Source organism: Shewanella sp. MF08487 (assembly GCF_050848685.1).
Taxonomy (GTDB): domain Bacteria; phylum Pseudomonadota; class Gammaproteobacteria; order Enterobacterales; family Shewanellaceae; genus Shewanella; species Shewanella glacialipiscicola.
Window position 1 is genome coordinate 1 of record NZ_JBOZPB010000002.1, and the last position, 18,313, is coordinate 18,313.

Here is an 18,313-nt window from a genome sequence, read left to right on the forward strand (position 1 = left end):
GCAATATCAACAAGATATGACAAGCTAGCAAGAAATTACGCCAGTATGGTGTCACTGGCGTTTATGTTAATGTGGCTGCCGATGTATTGCTGAGCAACATTTGTACAGCAAAGATCAACAGACCCTAGTTCTATTTGCGATTTTAGCCACTACCTTGGTTGATAATATTTTGTTGCATTTTTATTGCGCTTACGTCTATGCTGATTATTGCAATGACAACGTTGTCATTGCGTGTAAAAGGCAAACCAGTTGAAAAACTGGGACGCAAAGCCTCCGGTCTAAGGGTTCGTCTGTACCTATGATAGCGGGGATACCACAGGTTTTTCTTCGTGCAGTTGTCAGTCGTTTTGCATGGTTTTAAGAGAGTGTTGTTTCCTGTCTACGCTTTGTTTGCCTTATTGATTCATATAAAAATTCAATAGGGATATCTCATGTTCAAGACTCAAATTTCAACATCAGCCTTGCTGGTGGCATCGGCGCTGGCATCTACCGTGAGTGTCAGTGCATTTGCCGCAGCGCCCGGCAAACCGACTATAGGTTGGGGCGAAACCAAGTTCGCTATTATTGAAGTTAATCAAGCGGCTACCGCTTACAATCAGTTGGTGACCATTAAAGATGCTGCCGATGTGTCCGTCAGCTGGAACCTTTGGAGTGGTGATGTGGGCAATAAAGCCCAAGTGCTGCTCAACGGTAATGTAGCTTGGGAAGGCCCCTCAGGCGCTTCGGGCACCGCTAACTTTAAGGTGAACAAGGGCGGCCGTTATCAGATACAAGTGCAACTGTGTAACAGCGATGGTTGTACGCAGAGCGATGCCAAAGAAATCCTCGTGGCCGATACCGATGGCAGCCATTTAGTGCCACTCAATGCTCCCCTAAAAGAAAACAACCGTCCCTATGCTAATAAATCAGGCAAAGTGGTGGGAGGTTACTTTGTCGAATGGGGCGTATACGGTCGTAAATTCCCGGTCGATAAGATCCCTGCACATAACTTAACTCATATTTTATATGGCTTTACCCCTATTTGTGGTGGTGATGGCATTAACGATAGTTTGAAAGAAATCGACGGCAGTTTCCAAGCGCTGCAACGTGCCTGTAGTGGCCGTGAAGATTTTAAAGTCGCTATCCACGATCCTTGGGCGGCAATTCAAATGCCACAGGCGGGGGTGAGTGACTACTCTGATCCCTACAAAGGCAACTTCGGTCAATTGATGGCGCTCAAGCAAGCCCACCCCGATCTAAAGATTTTGCCTTCGGTTGGTGGCTGGACGCTATCTGATCCCTTCTTTTTCTTCGGTGATAAAAGTAAGCGCGATACTTTTGTCGCATCGGTGAAGGAATTCCTACAAACGTGGAAGTTCTTTGACGGTGTTGATATTGACTGGGAATTCCCCGGTGGCAGTGGTGCAAATCCAAACTTAGGCAATGCCAATGACGGTGAAACCTATGTGACCCTGATGCGTGAATTGCGCGCCATGCTTGATGAACTAAGCGCCGAAACGGGTCGTACCTATGAGCTGACCTCAGCTATTAGCGCTGGTGACGATAAAATTCAAAAAGTCGATTATCAGGCTGCTCAGCAGTACATGGATTACATCTTCTTGATGAGTTACGACTTTAATGGTGGTTGGACTAATACTGAACTCGGCCATCAAACCAATCTGTATGAAGCGAGTTGGGATCCTAATACTCGTTACACCACAGCTAATGGCGTTAATGCGCTGTTAGGCCAAGGTGTGACCCCTGGGAAAATTGTGGTCGGTGCTGCTATGTACGGCCGTGGCTGGACAGGCGTGAATGGCTACACGGGTAATAACCCATTCACAGGGACGGCAACGGGCAAAGTGAAAGGCACATGGGAAGATGGCGTGGTGGATTATCGCCAGATAGTGAACGAGTACATGGGGAGCGGTTGGACTTACAGCTATGATGAAACGGCTGAGGCGCCATCATTGTTCAAGGCATCTACGGGGGATTTAATCACTTTCGATGATGCTCGTTCAGTTAAAGCCAAGGGGCAATATGTGCTTTCTAATCAACTTGGTGGGCTTTTTGCGTGGGAACTTGATGCCGATAATGGCGACATTCTGAATGCCATGCACGAAGGTTTAGGCCATGGTGAAGGCACCACTCCGCCAGTGAATAAAGCGCCCATTGCCAATGCGGGCGCGGATGTGAATATCACCGGTCCCGCCGATGTGACGCTCAATGGTAGCAGTTCGCGCGATCCTGAAAATGAGGCGCTGACGTATCTTTGGACTCAAATCTCTGGCCCAACGATTGCCATCACAAACGCGGATATGGCGAATGCGGCGATTCAATTGGCTGCAACGCAAACTGATGTTGCCTATGGTTTTAGCCTTAAAGTGACAGATCCTGAAGGGTTATCTGCCACGGATTCAGTGACAGTGACTAATAAGGCGGATACACCGAACCAAGCTCCCGTGGTGAGTGTGGCTGCCACTGCAACAGTGGAAGCGGGTAAAACCGTCAGCATAGTAGCGAGTGCCTCTGATGCCGACGGTGATGCCTTAACCTATGCTTGGACTGTGCCTGCTGGCGTGTCGGCAACCGGACAAAATAGTGCCACGTTAGTTGTCACTGGGCCTAATGTCACCGAAGCGACCCGCTATGGTTTGAGCGTACTGGTTTCCGATGGTGCCTTAGATGCGATCGCATCGACGAATCTGACCGTGACGCCAAAAGTAATCGGTGGTGGTTGTGATGCAACCGATCCTAATACCGGTAACTATCCTGCTTGGCAAACCAGTGGGGTGTACAATACGGGCGATACTGTGAGCCACAGTCAGTTGGTATGGAAAGCGAAGTACTGGACGCAGGGCAATACACCATCTCGCAGTGCTGATCAATGGCAGTTGCTTAGCCAAGTTGATCTCGGTTGGGATGCGAGTGTGGTGTATAACGGTGGTCAAACCACCAGCTATAATGGTCGTGTATGGAAGGCGAGTTACTGGACTAAAGGTGATGTACCGGGCGTTGCGGCGGTATGGGTTGATATTGGCGCAGCAAGCTGTCAATAATCATCCAAATTTTTGATATTATTGTTTAAAAAATAAAGCCCTGCGAAGGTTCAGGGCTTTTTCTTTATTGAGCGTTAGGCTTATTTTATGAATACAGCCGAATGCGTTAAGACTGATTCATTGAAGACTGATTTAATCAATCTTAAGCAGTTCTACATCAAAAATTAACATTGAACCACCGCTAATCTTACCCGCGCTGCTGTTACCGTAGGCGAGTTCACTCGGGATAAAGAAACGCACTTTATCGCCAACAACCATAAGTTGTACGCCCTCGGTCCAGCCTTTAATCACCCGATTAAGCGGAAATGCGATAGGCTCGCCGCGATCAACCGAACTATCAAACACAGTACCGTCAATCAAAGTGCCATGGTAATGCACTGTCACTGTATCGCTGGCTTTAGGATGAACTGTGCCATCACCCTTAGTTAACACTTGATATTGCAAACCCGAAGCTGTGGTGATGACACCTTCTTTGGTTTTGTTTTGCGTTAAAAATTCATTGCCTAAACGGATATTCTCTTGGGCGGCTTTTTGGCCGTTCATCGAGGTAAAGAAGTAAAAAATCACCCCAGCAATCACCACAACGGCAAGTAACATTTTCATATAAAGAGCACCTTAGTTAATTTTTGCCATATTATCAGTTTTTTAGCATCAGATGCTATCACTGCGCACGCTGGCTGTGCAGGCACCGATTATGTTACCCGATGCGCAAGCTTTAGGCGCCGATGCTGCTCGGGTTGTTATGGCCGTTGCTTGGTGCGATGCGTAGACTAACCTTATTCAACCTTTTTTGGGCATTGCCAGTGCAGGCAATGGCGGGCTTAAAAGCCCGGGATATTATGGGTTTTTATTTGATGTAGCTGTTTAATGCAGCTGATAATCACTGGCGTGATTATCAGTATCGCCTTGAGCTGGTTCTAAAGATAACTAAGCGGCTAAGTTAATCTTATCTTCCACAGTTAAGTGAGTAAAAAGGGCAAGCTTAGATTGCCCTTTTTTATGGTGTTTGAGTCACAGTGTAAACCTAACTTATATATGCCCCGTATCAACGCAGGTATCGCTATTAAATAAACATATCTATAGCGCCAGTTTGGATACCATAAGCTAGTACGGCTAAATTGGCGATAACGGTGAGCCAGAAAACGTTTCTAAATGAGGCCTTAACTGACTTGTGTCTTAACACGTTTTGGGCAAACAGGGCGCCAGGCCAGCCGCCCATAAGGGCAAGTAGATGCAAGGTGCTCTCTTTAGTGCGCCACTTACCCCGCTTGGCGGCAGATTTATCGATGGCGTAGGCGATAAAGCTGAGTAAGCTAAGCGTGAGGTAAATACCCACAATGCCAATAGGCAACATATGCTGCTGCGCTGCACCAATTAACCCAGCAAGAAAAATCACCACTAACAACAATGGCATGATGCTTGAACTTGAAGCGTCTGCGTTGGACTTTTGAGTGCGACTGCTTTGTGGTCGGCTCTTTTGAGTACGCTTTGTTTGAGATGCGGCGTTGTTGCTCGTTTTGGCTGTTTTTCTATTCGTCATGGTCAGGTATCAATCTCGTATCGTTGTGCTAAATATGGTTCTGTACTTATGATATTGCGTATTTTTTAAACGCGAGGTGGCGCCAAAGCTTTTCTAGCGGCCCTTGCTTGAAATAGCATAAATAGAGGCTGGCTAGTAGCAGTTGCACTACTGAATAAATGAGTGCCATGAGCATATATTGCCATCTATCTAAGTGTAAGAGTAATTCGGGGGCGAGGTGTCTAAACACTAACACGCCAACGATGGATTGCAGAATATAGAGGCTAAACGCGAGTTTGCCTACATTTTGTAATGGAGCGAGTATTTTAGGGCTATTTTTACAAATTTTGACTGTAATATGGATATAAATCAGCGCCGTCGGAATAGCACTTAGCATGATTAAAATATCTGAAAAAGCGACTAAAATTGGGCGTTGCGTTAAGTCTAAGAGTGTCGCTATTAGTGAAAGCGTTACACTGGCTATCACCAATTTTATGAGCGTAGCTTTGCTAAATCCCTGCTCAAACGTCCCTTGCTGATAAAGCGCCATGCCGAGCAACATTAAGCCTGCGGTAAACCACATTAAGGTAAAAGGGGTCACCAGTGCCATATAGCCAACTTGCATCAAATGCAACACGAGTTGGTCTACATAGCTTGATGTCCAAGCGCTATATTGCTCCGTAAATAGATTCGACTCGCGGGTAAAAGGTTTATCACCGCTGCTAAGCGTGATCAGGGTAATGATCACTAAGGCGCTGAAAATGAAGATATTGGCCTTACGTTTAAGGGCATCAACACTTAAATCTTTGTAACACAAAGCTAAAAATCCGCTGATCCCATAGGTGAGTAAAATATCGCCTGACCAAATAAAAATCCCATGGACTAAACCCAATACCATCAACCACTTTAAGCGTGTACGTAACCGCGGATACGCATTTAATCCTTGGGTGTTAAAGTGCTGATACTGAATAAAAAGCCCGACGCCAAACAAGATGGAAAACAGACTGATAAAGCGTGCCTCAATAAAAAAGTGACTGAACACTTTGATAATGTGATCCGACAGCGGCTGTATTTCATGGGGGGCATAGCCATAAAAAGTTATCCCCATAAAATAGATATTCATGAAAAATATCCCCAACACCGCTAAACCGCGAATCGCATCGATATTGGCATTACGCTGTATGGGTATGAAGCTAGCGTTGGCTGGCAATATGGCTCCCGAAGGCGGAGTTGACCACACATCATTAGGTTGGTTGACTGGCACGTTAGCTGAGTTCCTTTCGCTAGTAGGCATGTTTGACTTTTTGAGCTGATTTAAGGGGCTAGCCTAGCAGGCACTCGCCCTCAATGAAATATAGAAAACCTAGATAGTAGAATATAAACAGTGGAATATAGGCAGCGTAAAACCTAATGGAAAATTGCACGATTAACGACTTGCCAATATCTTTCGTTCCACCATTTAGGATAGTTAACGCTAAAGTTATGTATCTGTTGTCATTGTAAGATCGTATTAGGCCAATGCCTGTCACTTTAGCCCATTGAATGCGGCAGCCGGCCGTTTCGCTATGAGGTCATACTATTTTTGCGGCTTTTCAGATATCCACAACTTGATATGCCCTTTTACTACGACCACACCTTGGGTGTCGTAGGCGGTAACGGGGACGAGCATATCGCCAGGAGTCCATTGCTCTGGGGTCACTTCGGCGATACACAAAATATCGCTGCCGGCTTTAGCCGTATAATCCAAACTCATGCCCTTAGGGATCCAACGTAAATGCTTTGGAATTGAGGCTTCGGCCATCACGCCCATGGCCATTTCTAGGCCGTTACAAATCGCAATCACATGCACAGTTTTTATATGATTATGTACCGCATGGCGTTTTTTAATTAAACAGGCGCAATGATTAAGGCGTAATTCAGTGATCAGTGGTTTGATGGTGCCAAAATAGGGCGCCATGCGTGACACCATGATTGAAAACAGTTTTTGGCCGAAGGGATAACGGCGAGTTTTGTGGTAGAGCGCGAGCACTTTATTTGGTTTTTGTTCTGCAGTGCTAGAAGAGTCTGTCTGGCTCATGGTCATCCTTAATAATGATGCAAAGGGATATGGTTATCTTGAGCCTGTTCCAAGTTGAGCTTGGACTGCTCTGGTCGGATGAGTGTAACATTAGGATAACAACAAATACCAGTCGACTTAATTAAGTAAACTTCATTTCGCGGTTTTAAGTGTAACACCGTATAATTGCGGCCAATTTGTCGTGTAGCGGCAAGGGTATTTTGATTTAACTACAAGGACTCACAGTGAAATATTTGCTGACGTATTTTAAGGGAATGGCCATGGGCGCTGCTGATGTAGTGCCTGGCGTTTCGGGCGGCACCATAGCGTTTATTACCGGTATTCTCGATACCTTGCTCGATAGTGTAAAACGCATTAATCCTTCCCTTTGGGGCGTAATCAAGTCGCAGGGCATAAAAGGGGCATTTGCCCATATTAATGGTGGCTTTTTAGTGAGTCTGCTGGCGGGGATCCTGACCAGTATTTTTACCTTTGCGAAGCTGATTTCTTGGTTGTTGGCGGTACATCCCATCCCGATTTGGTCGTTCTTTTTTGGGCTTATTCTTATCTCTGTCGTGCATATGCTTAAGCAAGTGAGTGGTTTCACTGTGGCACGTTTAGGTTTATTTGCCTTAGGTGTGCTAGCGGCGTGGGCGATTACTGTGCTAAATCCTGTCGCGGTAGAAGCCAGTTATATCAACATCTTCTTCGGTGGCGCGATTGCCATTTGCGCTATGGTATTACCGGGGATCTCAGGCAGCTTTATCTTATTATTGTTAGGCTTATATCCTGTGGTGCTCGCGGCGGCTAAAGATTTTCAGCTCGATATTTTGGCCTGTTTCGCCGTTGGCGCAGTGATGGGGTTATTGACTTTTAGCCATTTATTGTCGGCACTACTGCGAAAATATCACGATGCGACTATCGTGTTTTTAACCGGTTTGATGTTAGGCACCTTAGGTAAAATTTGGCCGTGGAAAGAAACCTTAACCTGGCGGACAAATTCACATGGCGAACAAGTACCTTTATTAGAGCAAAATATTTCGCCACTTAATTTTGAACACATTACAGGCCAACCTTCACAACTCGCTTTTGCCATCGTGTGTATGTTGGCGGCAATAGCACTGGTTTGGGGGTTAGAGAAAGTGGGTAAGAGGAGCTGAACCTTACTCATTTTGAGGTGATTAAGTTATCAAATAAAAAAGCAGCGATAAATCGCTGCTTTTTTATTGTTATCGAGGTTATGCCTGATTAGCTTTAATTTCCCGTAGATAACGGTAAATTGAATGCACTGAAATCCCTAATCGAGTCGCCGCGACTTGGGCGCTGTCTTTGAGTTCAAAAATACCTAACTCATGTAGTTGATTGACGATTTCGCGGCTCTTTTGTGAGGTCGAAATCGAAGGATTGGAGCGCACTTCATGATTGATACTGTCAATGGTGCTGTGCAATGCTTCATCAATATTACGGGCAAACGTTTCGGGTGAACTGGTGACTTCAATATTTAGTAAATTATCTGGCATCATAGTGCGTAGCACTGATTGCAGCGGCGCATCCATATCGCTATTAATACACAGTAAGGCTATTGGTTGATTTTTACGGTTACGGATCACCGTAGTAATCGATCTTAGCGTTTTTCCATTAGTGCATTTAGTGAGATAAGAATTAGAAATATCTTGACCCGTTTTGAGCTTAAGCAAGGCAAGGTTAGTGATTGGTGCGCCCACTTCTCTGCCTGTCACATGGCCATTGGCTATTTTAACTACCGACGGATGTTTAGCATCTAAGCTGTGCAATACCACTTCAGTGTGTTGGCCATACATGGCTGCGATACCATCGACGATATTTTCGATGGATTTAAGAATATCCAGATCACTTTGCGTTAAATCTTGCAGTTTCAAAGTTTCAACCTTGGGTTGTTAACCCGCTAATGAGCAGCGAGTCAAAATTACTATGCCGACATAATATCGATAATAGTAACATCTGTGGATGACATGCCATTGAGGATCATTTTACCAATATTTTTAATGGTTTTCTCTACATCGGTAGCGATAATACCTTGGCCGGAGACATTGTGACTACTGAGTGCCATTAAAAATGAGCGCACGGCCGCACTAGATGAAGTGCTGACCTTCATGGCGCAGGAGGCTTTTGCTCCATCACACACCATGCCAGAGCTATCGCTAATAACATTTTGAATTGCGAAACAAGATTGCTCGAATGAGCCACCGGCTAGATATACCATCGCCATAGAGGCTGCGGCGCTGGTGACTGTATTACCACAAAATGCCGATAATGGTGGGTAATGGGATTTGATATAAATTGCCCCAAGGTGGCTCATAATCAAAGCTCGGGCGAGTTTTTCTTCCGAAGCGTTATAGCATTGCGCCGTTAATACCACTGGAATGGTTGCGGCAATGCCTTGGTTACCACTGCCAAAATTACTCATGGCGGGTAAGTTAGCACCTCCCATGCGTGCATCAGACGCCGCCGCAGTTAACATAACGATTTTATTGAGTAAGTCTTCACCAATAATGCCTGCGGCGATACCGCTTTTCATGGTACGGCCGACTTCCAGACCATAGGGATTAGCCATGCCTTCATCGGATAATTTGCCGTTTAATTCAGAAGCCTCAAGGATAAATTTGATCTCCTCGAAGGGGACTTCATCCGCAAAGTGATAAATGGATTCGATAGTAATATCCACGCCTTCACAAATTGAGCCCGTGGCTGTCGATTTTGTACTATCAACAATGAAGACCGACTCGCCATTAAGGCGTTTTTCGGCAATCAATGTATGGCCGCCACAAATTTTAACTAGGGCTTCACGACTGCCCTTTTTAGCAATCACGCAGCAATAAATAAACTCTGCCGTTGGTGTACGTTCAACGGTCACTTTACCCGTATCGATCAGTGCTTGTGCCTTTGCAACTTGTTCAGGTGTTATCACCGCCAACACTTCTAGACCGGCATCAGGGTTACCCGCAATGGCACCCGCAGCGGCGGCAATTGCAAGACCAATTTTGCCTGTGCCAGGTACAAATACACCCATAGAATTTTTATAAAGATTGTCAGACACTTGTACTGCAATTGAATCGGGTTCAACGCCGAGTAAAGCGCGGGCCACAGCGGCGGCGTAAGCGGCAGCGATAGGCTCTGTGCAGCCCAATGCGGGCTTAACAACTTGTTTGATAATTTGAATATATTGTTGCCATTGGGGTTTCATGAGCTTTATAACCTTATATTAATACTTACATTTTAACGTGTGCTATCGCTTCGACTTCTACTTTAACGCCCAGTGGAAGGTCCTTTACCGCAAAACAGCTACGTGCTGGGCAGTCGGTTTTAAAATAGCTTTTATACACGTCGTTAAACGCGGCAAAGTCACTGATTTCGGCAAGATAGCAAGTGGTTTTTAGGACAGTTTCTAAACTGCCGCCACCAGCTTCGAGCACGTATTTAAGGTTTTCTAACGACTGAATCGATTGCTCTGTGATCCCACCGTTAACGACGCTGCCCTTCTTCTTACATACAGGGAGCTGGCCTGAGGTGAAAATCAGATTGCCATAAGTTGTGCCATGGGAGTATGGGCCAATGGCTGCGGGAGCATGTTCTGCGTTAATAATCGTTTTCATTGTTTCTCCAGCTTGCAAATAAAATTGAATACCGCGGTCGGCTGATGTGCAACATTATTTGTATTTTTAGGCTTTGTTGCAATTATTTTTTAATGGATTTGATTTGCATCTGCAATTTGTGCGTTATTAATCCCAATTTTAGCCAAGTTGTGAGCGTTAGCGCTTTGTTCAATAAAAGTTGAACGTATTAGTTGCTGAGTTTATTTCATTCAAATATATTTGCAAAAAATAATAGCAACAAGGTAAAGGTGAAATGATGGATGCAACAATGACGGCGGCTAATGCTGCCCAATGGAAAATAGATACCCGCTTCGATAGTACGGATTGGGGCTGGATTATTATGAGTATCGGCATGGCAATTGGCGCGGGGATCGTATTTTTGCCCGTACAGGTCGGTTTAATGGGCCTGTGGGTGTTTTTACTGTCAGGCGTAATTGGCTACCCTGCTATGTATATGTTTCAGCGTTTGTTTATCAACACCTTAGCAGAATCACCAGAATGTAAAGATTACCCGAGTGTGATTTCGGGTTACTTAGGTAAAAACTGGGGCATGTTATTGGGTGGCTTGTACTTCACTATGTTGGTTATTTGGGTGTTTGTTTATTCAACAGCCATTACTAACGATAGCGCCTCATTCTTGCAAAGCTTTGGCGTGACAAAGGAATTACTGTCGAATAATCCCTTCTACGGTTTATTGCTGATTTGTGGTTTAGTCGCTTTAGCATCACGTGGTGAAAATCTATTATTCAAAATATCTACTTTTATGGTGCTGACTAAGTTGGGCGTGGTCGCTGTATTAGGGTTATTAATGGTGGATAAGTGGGATATCAATAATATTGGCGCGATTCCAGCAACAGGGGATTGGTTAAAAGATGCCATCGTTATGTTGCCTTTCACGCTAACATCGATTCTCTTCATTCAAAGCTTGAGTCCAATGGTGATTTCATACCGCTCGCGGGAAAAATCTTTAGCTGTTGCCCGTTTTAAAGCCATGCGGGCGATGAACATTGCCTTTGGTATCTTGTTTGTTGTGGTGTTCTTTTATGCAGTGTCATTCACGCTAGCGATGGGACATGATCAAGCGGTGCGTGCATCAGAAGAAAATATCTCGGCCTTAGCTATGGTCGCCCAAGGTATGCAGGGACAAACGCTTAAACTACTCAGCCTGACCTTAAATATTTTTGCAGTAATGACGGCTTACTTTGGGGTGTATTTAGGTTTTAGGGAAGCTTGCCAAGGTTTGACTATGAACATGCTACGCCGCTATATGCCTGAAGATCGTATCAACAAAAAGCTGGTTGGTTACGGCATCATGATTTTCACCATTTTACTGTCTTGGGGTGCGATTGTATTAAATGCCCCAGTGTTAAGTTTTACCTCAATTTGTAGTCCTATTTTTGGTTTGGTTGGATGCCTTATCCCTGCTTATTTAGTATATCAAGTGCCAGCGCTGCATAAGTACAAGGGCGCGTCTTTATACATTATTATCATTACCGGTTTATTACTGTGTATATCCCCGTTCTTGGCGTTTAGTTAACATTAAAGCGCTTGAGGTTAGCTAACTAACCTCAAGTCGAAGTTAAATTTAACTATAAAAAACAGGTGTTGAATTGATCAACACCTGTTTTTTTATGTGAGATTTAACACTCTTGTGGGCTATTTTGTCTGTTTTTTATGAGAAGTTGTCGGCTTAATGTGCTCTTTAGCGTGTTTTTTACGACTGAGATAACGGCGTTATTGTGCTGACAGTGAGAGCCCTTATAATGGCGCATAGTCACTCTAGTCATATCTTTTTTCTCGTGCTCAATAATGTTAAGGAATGTCATCATGCAAAGACGCAATTTTCTAAAAAGTGCGGCTATTTTGTCGACCGCGGGGTTTATCACGCCGGTATTGGCTTCGTCTTCTCAATCGAGTGTTGAGCATAGTTCAGCGGATGGACGCCGCCATTTTACTCTAATCAATACTTACCAACTTGTTGCCCCAGAAGGCTCTGAAGGCGTGGTTAAGTTGTGGATCCCGCTACCAGAAGACACGCAATTCCAATGGGTGCGTAAGCTGAATTTTACTGGCAGTTTTAAAGATGCCTACATAACTTCAAATAACCGTTACGGTGCTAAAACCTTGTTTGCAACTTGGCCAGATGCTAAATCGAGCATGACCATGACGGTTGAGCTCGATATTGAAACGTTAGATTGGGAACCCTTGAAAAGCGGCGCCTTGGCCCATTACCGTACGCCAACAGAAATTAGTTATCCTGCAGATGTTGAGCACTATTTATTACCCACTAAACATATGCCAATTAACGGTATTGTGAAGCTAACCGCAGATAAAATCGTGGGTAGCGAAACAGAACCATTAAAACAAGCGCGGCTGATTTATCTTTGGGTGAGCGCCAATATGTTCCGCGATAATAGTGTGATTGGCTGTGGTTCGGGTGATGTGGCTAGTATTTTAACCAGTGGCATATTGGGCGGTAAATGTACCGATATTAACTCCGTATTTGTAGCGCTAATGCGCGCCGTGGGTATTCCTGCCCGCGAAATGTTTGGTATTCGCTTAGGTCAGGCGATCAAGATGGGTCAATATTCTAAGAAAGCGTTTGGTAGTGCTGATGACAAAGGCGTTGCCGATGTTAGTGCTGGTCAGCACTGCCGCGCTATGTTTTATTTAGCGGGTTATGGTTGGTTGCCTGCCGATCCTGCTGATGTGACTAAAATGCGTTTAACCGAGAAAAAAGAGCATAGCGATCCTGCTGTTCAGGCAGTTAATGATTACCTCTTTGGCAATTGGGAAATGAACTGGGTTGGTTTTAATTATGGCCGAGACTTTGATTTATTCCCTGAAGCTGAGCAAACACCATTGAATAACTTTGGTTATCCCTACGCGGAAGTTGATGGCGATCCTGTGAATTATTATGAGCCTAAAGTATTTGCCTATGACTACCAGTCAACCGAACAACGCTAAGGGACTCTTTGCGACTATGGCCGCTGCCGTTATTGCTGCAGTGGCTTCAAGTTTGTGCTGCATTGCGCCACTTATTTATCTGGTATTCGGTGTGTCGGCCGCGAGCCTGTCGGGGATAGAGCAACTAAGCTGGCTGCAAGTTCCTATGTTGATATTGTCCACTGGGCTTATCTTAATGGGATTTTGGCGGCTCTATTTTGCGAAAAAACCATTGTGCACCGCGACGTTAAGCCGTGCTCAGATGGTATGGCTCTACTGGTTAACTGTGCCTATAGTGCTGGCTTTTCAGTTATATCCCTTTGTATTACCTTGGTTATTAGAGGTTTTTGAATGAAGTTAGTACTATTTCTTGCCTTGATTTTTTGTTCAGTATCGAGCTGGGCGGCAAATAGGCAAGTCACCTTAGATGTTAAGGGCATGACCTGCCCGCTATGTGTCACTGTCGTCAATAAAGCCCTGCGACAAACCGATGGTGTGATTAAGGCTAAGGCTTCGCTAAAAACCGAGCAAGCCATAGTGACTGTGCCTGAGGATTTTAATCTAGACATCTTGCTCAAGGCGGTCGATAAAACTGGGTATAAGGGCAGTATTAATAAAATAGAGAACTAACTAAAAAGCTGCGTTTATCGGAACACATCGTATCGTTAAGTGCGGCCAAATATCGGTTTTATCCCGCTCGTATAGGCCATTTTACGTCGTTTAAAATTGAGCGTGAAATGGCTTATTGGCAAACGTCAGTCAGTAATTGTTCGGCAAGATGTTGTAAGGTTTTCGCTTCAGGGTGAGTGTGGGCGAAAGTTCTTAAACCATAAATTCCCATCATTAAATATTGTGCTCTTTGCTCGCTGCTGCGATGACCTTGCAACAAACCTTGCAGTTTCGCTGCGGCGAATTGTTGCATCAACGCCAACTGCATGGCTTGCAGATACTGGTTGATGATGTTTTGGATTTCAACATCTTGTTCTGCAATTTCATTGAGCGCCTTAGTCAATAGACAGGCTTGGCCACTATCGCAACTTAAGCACTCAATAACCAGATAATCTAAGTATGTTTTAAAATTGGCGATCACATTATCGCTATTGGCAAACAAACGGTTAAATTGCTCGCTCCTATCTAGTTGATACTGTTCAATGGCCGCGATTAATAATCCGCGTTTATTGGTGAAAGCACAGTAAATCGACCCTGGATGTAACCCCGTGGCTTGAGTGAGATCTTGCATGCTCGTTTTGGTGTAACCCTTGTGCATGAAGGCAGCCATAGCGCCGCGAAGTACCTGCTCTCGATCGAACTCTGCATTACGCATCGAATTTAATTCACCTAGTTGAAATACTTAGGCGAAATTCTACCTAAATTTGAACGGACATTCAAAAATAAACTTGAATGATTGTTCAAATAATAATATCTTGAACGCATATTCAAGAATGGGACCAGAAAAATGACCACACAAACTGCGCCAAATCTATTGGCTAATCTGTTCGAAACCTACTCGCTTAACGACACTATTAGCTTAAAAAATCGTATTCTCATGGCTCCATTAACCCGTTGTATGGCGGATGCTAAGTTGGTGCCAACCGACGATATGGTTGCTTATTATGAACGCCGCGCCGAAGCAGGTTTGATTATCACAGAGGCGACGATTATTCGTCCTGATGGCCAAGGTTACCCAAATACCCCTGGTATTTTTACTCAAGCGCAAATTGCTGGCTGGCGTAAAGTGACCGATGCAGTACATGCCAATGGCGGTAAGATTTTTGTGCAGTTATGGCATACGGGCCGTGTTGCACATCCACACTTTTTCGGTGGTGGCGATGTGCTTGCTGCATCAGCACAGAAGATTGAAGGCAGCGTGCCAAGAATGCGTGAGCTAACTTATGTCACGCCAAAACCAGCCACACTCGAGGATATTCAAGGCCTAGTGCGTGATTACGCCAAAGCGGCGGAAAATGCCATTGAAGCTGGTTTTGATGGCGTTGAAATCCACGGTGCAAATGGTTATTTAATTGATACTTTCTTACACCATGACAGCAATCGCCGCACCGATGAATACGGTGGAACACCTGCCAATATGTCCCGTTTTGCGCTTGAGGTTGTCGATGCTGTTGTGGCTCGTATCGGCAAAGACAGAACTGGTCTGCGGATTTCACCTGGGGCTTATTTCAATATGGCGGCGGATAGCCGTGACCGCGAAGTGTTCGATTACTTCTTGCCGGAACTAGAGTCACGCGATATCGCCTTTGTGCATATTGGGATTTTCGATGACAGTATGGAATTCGACTATCTAGGCGGCAACGCTTCAAGCTATGTACGCGCACACTATGGCAAAACCTTAGTGGGAGTGGGAAGTTACAGCGCTGAAACTGCCAGTGAAGCGATTGCGGCGAACAAGTTTGATTTGATTGCTATTGGCCGTCCATTCATTGCTAATCCTGACTATGTTGCTCGCGTACGTGATGGCGTTGAACTTGTGCCTTACAGTGACGAAATGCTAGCAAGCTTAGTGTAATTTTGCTTGATAGCTGAATAACTTAATAAAGAAAGGGTTCGCATTTGCTAACCCTTTTTGTTTATCTCGTGCCTTTTATTTAATCCGTCTTAACTAAGGATCTGAGTGCGGTGAGTTTTTGCTGAGCGATGCCGAAAATGCTCTCGGGAGAATATTGCCCTTGGCTAGGTGCGGCCGTTTGCTGCAAACTTCCTGCGGTTTTACCGAGCAGTAATTCCATTGCTTGAGTCACATGGGTAATAGCCCAAATATGGAATTCCCCCTGTGCCACTGCATCGACAATGTCTTTGCGCAGCATAAGGTTGGCCATGTTCGAGGCTGGAATAATCACCCCTTGCTCCGGTGTACGGCCTTTTATTTTGCAGACATCGAAGAAACCTTCAATTTTTTCATTCACACCGCCAATGGGTTGAGCCTCACCAAACTGGTTCATCGAACCTGTGATGGCAATATCTTGCCTAATTGCTTGCTCGCTAATAGCCGAGATAATCGCGCAACATTCGGCCATTGAGGCGCTGTCACCGTCCACACCACTGTAAGATTGCTCAAAGGTGAGGTAAGTGGTGAGCGGGATATGCGCCGTTTTGCCTAAAACCGAGGCCAAGTAAGCTGTTAAGATCAGTACGCCCTTAGAATGAATTTGCCCTCCAAGTTTGACTCTGTGCTCGATATCCATCACTTCACCCTTACCAAAGGCCGTGGTTGCTGTGATGCGATTAGGCATACCAAACTGGTGATCTGAGGTCGATATCACAGATAAAGCATTGATTTGCCCGACCACTTTACCTTGAGTGCTGATCAAGGTTGTGCCGTTACTAAAGCTTTGCATTATGTTGTCGTGTAGGCGCGAGACTCGTTGCTCTTGATTACGCAGCGCTTGCTCAACGTGTGGTACTAAAATTTGTTCACTGCCAGCCGATTTTGCACAGTAGTTAGATTCTCGCAGCAGGTTAGCTACATTAGCTGAATGCAGCGACAGCTTTTGCTGATCCTCAGCTTCCCGTGAGCTGTATTCAATGATGCGCGCTATGGCGGCACGATCGCAGTGCAACATATTGTTGTCGTGTACTATGCTAGAAATAAAACGAGCATAATGCGCCTCAGAGGTTGGAGTTCTGTCCATCACATCTTCAAAATCGGCGGTAACACGAAATAACTCACTAAAGTCAGGATCATAATGCTGTAACAGCTGATAGGTTTCATGATCGCCAAACAGAATAATTTTCACATCTAAGGGGATAGGTTCTGGTGCCAGTGAAATCGTACCGGACAGCGAAACTTCCCGTTCGAGTGAGCTTAAATCCAGTTTGCGTGAACGCAGGGCACGCTTGAGTCCGTCCCACACATAAGGGCGCTCTAATACTTTTACGGCGTCCATCAACAGTACACCGCCGTTAGCTTTGTGCAGGCTACCTGAGCGAATAAGCGAAAAGTCGGTGAACACTGTGCCTCTAAATGTGGCGTTCTCCACATAGCCAAATAGGCTGTGATAGCTCGGGCTTTCTTCAACGACTATGGGGAATTTTTGAGTGCCTTGGCCGACCAAAACGTTAACTTGGTAGCGGCGGGGCATTTTCTTTTCAAGTGATGCGTAAGCTAAGCCCAGTTGTTCTTCGCTTTCTTCTAAAAAAATGTCCAGATTATCTAAGATATCTGCCTGCATACCCGTTAAGAAAGTGCGCGCCTCAGGCTGATGTTTAAACTTATCTTTGAGTGGCTTAATAAAATGAATTAACACTTCTTTGGCAACTTGCTCGTCATGCTCTTGCTGTTTATCGCTGAACTCTTCTTCCCATTCAGTTATCTGGCGAATAATGCCGCGCAGCTTAACTTCAAGGCCATTGATATTACTTTCAAATTGGTTACGTTCAGCTTCTGTCAGTGCTTCAAATGAGCTTTCGTCGTGGGGTTCTTCACCATTTAGCGCCACCATTTGGTAGTCGCCCTGCAGGGTTAAACTGAGGCTTATGCCTTTTTGTTTCGCTTCTTCGGTTAGTTCTGAGAGTGCCACTTCTTGTTTGTGTGCCAATTGGTTTTTGAGTTTTTCAGTGCGGGCATAATATATTTCGTTATCAAAGGCTAAAGGCATAGCTTTAACCAGTTTTAGCATTAATTTTTCGACGGATTTTTTAAATTCAAGCCCAGTGCCAGCATTGAGTTTTAGCACTTTTGGACTACGAGTATCATCAAAATTGACCACATAACACCAATCGTACAAAGTATGATCGCTGGGTTCGTGGCGGCTTAAGTAACGTAGCATCATAGTGCGTTTACCTAAACCGTTTTGACCTATGGCATAAATGTTATAGCCCTTTTCTTTAATCCCCATCGCAAACTCTACCGCTTGCTGGGCGCGCTCTTGGCCCACAATATCGTCAAGTGGAGTGAGTTCGGCCGTAGACTGACAATCTTTGCTTAATTGTTCGAGTTCGCAAATGCGATACAGTTGTTTACTGTTTAGTGGCATGGCTTGGCTTGATACGACATCAGTGGGCATAAGTATCCTTATTTTTAGCCTTATTATTTCCATTGTAGACAATAAGATAGCATTTTTGTCAAACATAAATTCGTAATTGACTATTTATGTTGGTAGGGCAA

The 18,313-nt window shown here is 44.9% G+C and carries 16 protein-coding genes, 2 pseudogenes and 1 riboswitch; of the genes and pseudogenes, 9 read left to right on the forward strand and 9 right to left on the reverse strand.

The window, feature by feature from the left end:
• A pseudogene (locus ACRN9H_RS01320) lies at positions 1-93 on the forward strand (IS5/IS1182 family transposase); the annotation flags it as partial.
• 136 nt (positions 94-229) lie between these two features.
• Positions 230-318: riboswitch (cyclic di-GMP riboswitch) on the forward strand.
• 113 nt (positions 319-431) lie between these two features.
• On the forward strand, positions 432-3,038 hold the full coding sequence (locus ACRN9H_RS01325) for a glycosyl hydrolase family 18 protein (RefSeq protein ID WP_432312130.1): 2,607 nt from the start codon (positions 432-434) through the stop codon (positions 3,036-3,038).
• Between the two features lie 132 nt (positions 3,039-3,170).
• Here the strand turns inward: ACRN9H_RS01325 and ACRN9H_RS01330 are convergent, their stop codons facing one another.
• A complete protein-coding gene (locus ACRN9H_RS01330) occupies positions 3,171-3,641 on the reverse strand; it encodes an FKBP-type peptidyl-prolyl cis-trans isomerase (RefSeq protein WP_432312131.1) in 471 nt (156 codons plus the stop codon).
• A gap of 73 nt (positions 3,642-3,714) precedes the next feature.
• On the opposite strand from ACRN9H_RS01330, the pseudogene ACRN9H_RS01335 reads away from it, so the two are divergent.
• Positions 3,715-3,959: pseudogene (locus ACRN9H_RS01335) on the forward strand (TIGR00366 family protein); the annotation flags it as partial.
• A 142-nt stretch (positions 3,960-4,101) separates the two neighbouring features.
• Here ACRN9H_RS01335 and ACRN9H_RS01340 read toward each other — a convergent pair.
• The 3 genes from ACRN9H_RS01340 to ACRN9H_RS01350 all read right to left on the reverse strand — a co-directional run bounded on the left by ACRN9H_RS01340 (position 4,102) and on the right by ACRN9H_RS01350 (position 6,634).
• Entirely contained in the window at positions 4,102-4,578 is a 477-nt protein-coding gene (locus tag ACRN9H_RS01340) for a DUF1294 domain-containing protein (protein WP_432312132.1), read from the reverse strand.
• Between the two features lie 46 nt (positions 4,579-4,624).
• Complete coding sequence (locus ACRN9H_RS01345) at positions 4,625-5,821, reverse strand: DUF418 domain-containing protein (protein ID WP_432312133.1); 1,197 nt, start codon at positions 5,819-5,821, stop codon at positions 4,625-4,627.
• Positions 5,822-6,133: 312 nt separating this feature from the next.
• Positions 6,134-6,634, reverse strand: a complete 501-nt coding sequence (locus ACRN9H_RS01350; RefSeq protein WP_006085741.1) for a hotdog fold domain-containing protein — start codon at positions 6,632-6,634, stop codon at positions 6,134-6,136.
• 224 nt (positions 6,635-6,858) lie between these two features.
• On the opposite strand from ACRN9H_RS01350, the gene ACRN9H_RS01355 reads away from it, so the two are divergent.
• Complete coding sequence (locus ACRN9H_RS01355) at positions 6,859-7,773, forward strand: DUF368 domain-containing protein (RefSeq protein WP_432312134.1); 915 nt, start codon at positions 6,859-6,861, stop codon at positions 7,771-7,773.
• Positions 7,774-7,851: 78 nt separating this feature from the next.
• On the opposite strand, the gene ACRN9H_RS01360 is transcribed toward ACRN9H_RS01355, so the two are convergent.
• Genes ACRN9H_RS01360 through ACRN9H_RS01370 form a run of 3 tightly spaced genes read right to left on the reverse strand, consistent with a single transcriptional unit; the run spans position 7,852 to position 10,245 of the window.
• The gene (locus ACRN9H_RS01360) at positions 7,852-8,511 is read right to left on the reverse strand and encodes a helix-turn-helix transcriptional regulator (protein WP_107883425.1); all 660 of its coding nucleotides are present in this window, start codon (positions 8,509-8,511) and stop codon (positions 7,852-7,854) included.
• A gap of 50 nt (positions 8,512-8,561) precedes the next feature.
• Positions 8,562-9,836: a serine dehydratase subunit alpha family protein gene (locus ACRN9H_RS01365; protein ID WP_432312136.1), complete on the reverse strand. Its 1,275-nt coding sequence runs from the start codon at positions 9,834-9,836 to the stop codon at positions 8,562-8,564.
• 25 nt (positions 9,837-9,861) lie between these two features.
• Positions 9,862-10,245, reverse strand: coding sequence for a RidA family protein (locus tag ACRN9H_RS01370; RefSeq protein WP_432312137.1), 384 nt, complete (start codon positions 10,243-10,245; stop codon positions 9,862-9,864).
• Between the two features lie 256 nt (positions 10,246-10,501).
• Between ACRN9H_RS01370 and ACRN9H_RS01375 the strand changes: the two genes are divergently transcribed.
• From ACRN9H_RS01375 to ACRN9H_RS01390, 4 genes are all read left to right on the forward strand, one after another.
• Positions 10,502-11,782 (forward strand): amino acid permease, encoded by a 1,281-nt coding sequence (locus tag ACRN9H_RS01375; protein WP_076496538.1) that lies wholly within the window; start codon positions 10,502-10,504, stop codon positions 11,780-11,782.
• A gap of 290 nt (positions 11,783-12,072) precedes the next feature.
• Complete coding sequence (locus ACRN9H_RS01380; RefSeq protein WP_432312138.1) at positions 12,073-13,212, forward strand: transglutaminase-like domain-containing protein; 1,140 nt, start codon at positions 12,073-12,075, stop codon at positions 13,210-13,212.
• Between the two features lie 16 nt (positions 13,213-13,228).
• Positions 13,229-13,546, forward strand: coding sequence for a hypothetical protein (locus tag ACRN9H_RS01385; protein ID WP_432312343.1), 318 nt, complete (start codon positions 13,229-13,231; stop codon positions 13,544-13,546).
• Positions 13,543-13,821: a heavy-metal-associated domain-containing protein gene (locus tag ACRN9H_RS01390; RefSeq protein ID WP_115406081.1), complete on the forward strand. Its 279-nt coding sequence runs from the start codon at positions 13,543-13,545 to the stop codon at positions 13,819-13,821. The genes ACRN9H_RS01385 and ACRN9H_RS01390 overlap by 4 nt, the downstream gene beginning before the upstream one ends.
• Before the next feature lie 112 nt (positions 13,822-13,933).
• Here the strand turns inward: ACRN9H_RS01390 and ACRN9H_RS01395 are convergent, their stop codons facing one another.
• On the reverse strand, positions 13,934-14,515 hold the full coding sequence (locus tag ACRN9H_RS01395) for a TetR/AcrR family transcriptional regulator (RefSeq protein ID WP_432312139.1): 582 nt from the start codon (positions 14,513-14,515) through the stop codon (positions 13,934-13,936).
• Positions 14,516-14,647: 132 nt separating this feature from the next.
• On the opposite strand from ACRN9H_RS01395, the gene ACRN9H_RS01400 reads away from it, so the two are divergent.
• Complete coding sequence (locus ACRN9H_RS01400; protein ID WP_432312140.1) at positions 14,648-15,715, forward strand: alkene reductase; 1,068 nt, start codon at positions 14,648-14,650, stop codon at positions 15,713-15,715.
• Positions 15,716-15,794: 79 nt separating this feature from the next.
• On the opposite strand, the gene ACRN9H_RS01405 is transcribed toward ACRN9H_RS01400, so the two are convergent.
• Positions 15,795-18,212, reverse strand: coding sequence for a Lon protease family protein (locus ACRN9H_RS01405; protein WP_432312141.1), 2,418 nt, complete (start codon positions 18,210-18,212; stop codon positions 15,795-15,797).
• Between the last annotated feature and the right edge of the window lie 101 nt (positions 18,213-18,313).

Coding starts and splice junctions, on each gene's coding strand:
- ACRN9H_RS01325 (WP_432312130.1), top strand. CDS start 432: ATGTTCAAGACTCAAATTTCAACATCAGCCTTGCTGGTGGCATCGGCG.
- ACRN9H_RS01330 (WP_432312131.1), bottom strand. CDS start 3,641: ATGAAAATGTTACTTGCCGTTGTGGTGATTGCTGGGGTGATTTTTTAC.
- ACRN9H_RS01340 (WP_432312132.1), bottom strand. CDS start 4,578: ATGACGAATAGAAAAACAGCCAAAACGAGCAACAACGCCGCATCTCAA.
- ACRN9H_RS01350 (WP_006085741.1), bottom strand. CDS start 6,634: ATGAGCCAGACAGACTCTTCTAGCACTGCAGAACAAAAACCAAATAAA.
- ACRN9H_RS01365 (WP_432312136.1), bottom strand. CDS start 9,836: ATGAAACCCCAATGGCAACAATATATTCAAATTATCAAACAAGTTGTT.
- ACRN9H_RS01370 (WP_432312137.1), bottom strand. CDS start 10,245: ATGAAAACGATTATTAACGCAGAACATGCTCCCGCAGCCATTGGCCCA.
- ACRN9H_RS01375 (WP_076496538.1), top strand. CDS start 10,502: ATGGATGCAACAATGACGGCGGCTAATGCTGCCCAATGGAAAATAGAT.
- ACRN9H_RS01380 (WP_432312138.1), top strand. CDS start 12,073: ATGCAAAGACGCAATTTTCTAAAAAGTGCGGCTATTTTGTCGACCGCG.
- ACRN9H_RS01385 (WP_432312343.1), top strand. CDS start 13,229: ATGGCCGCTGCCGTTATTGCTGCAGTGGCTTCAAGTTTGTGCTGCATT.
- ACRN9H_RS01390 (WP_115406081.1), top strand. CDS start 13,543: ATGAAGTTAGTACTATTTCTTGCCTTGATTTTTTGTTCAGTATCGAGC.
- ACRN9H_RS01395 (WP_432312139.1), bottom strand. CDS start 14,515: ATGCGTAATGCAGAGTTCGATCGAGAGCAGGTACTTCGCGGCGCTATG.
- ACRN9H_RS01400 (WP_432312140.1), top strand. CDS start 14,648: ATGACCACACAAACTGCGCCAAATCTATTGGCTAATCTGTTCGAAACC.
- ACRN9H_RS01405 (WP_432312141.1), bottom strand. CDS start 18,212: ATGCCCACTGATGTCGTATCAAGCCAAGCCATGCCACTAAACAGTAAA.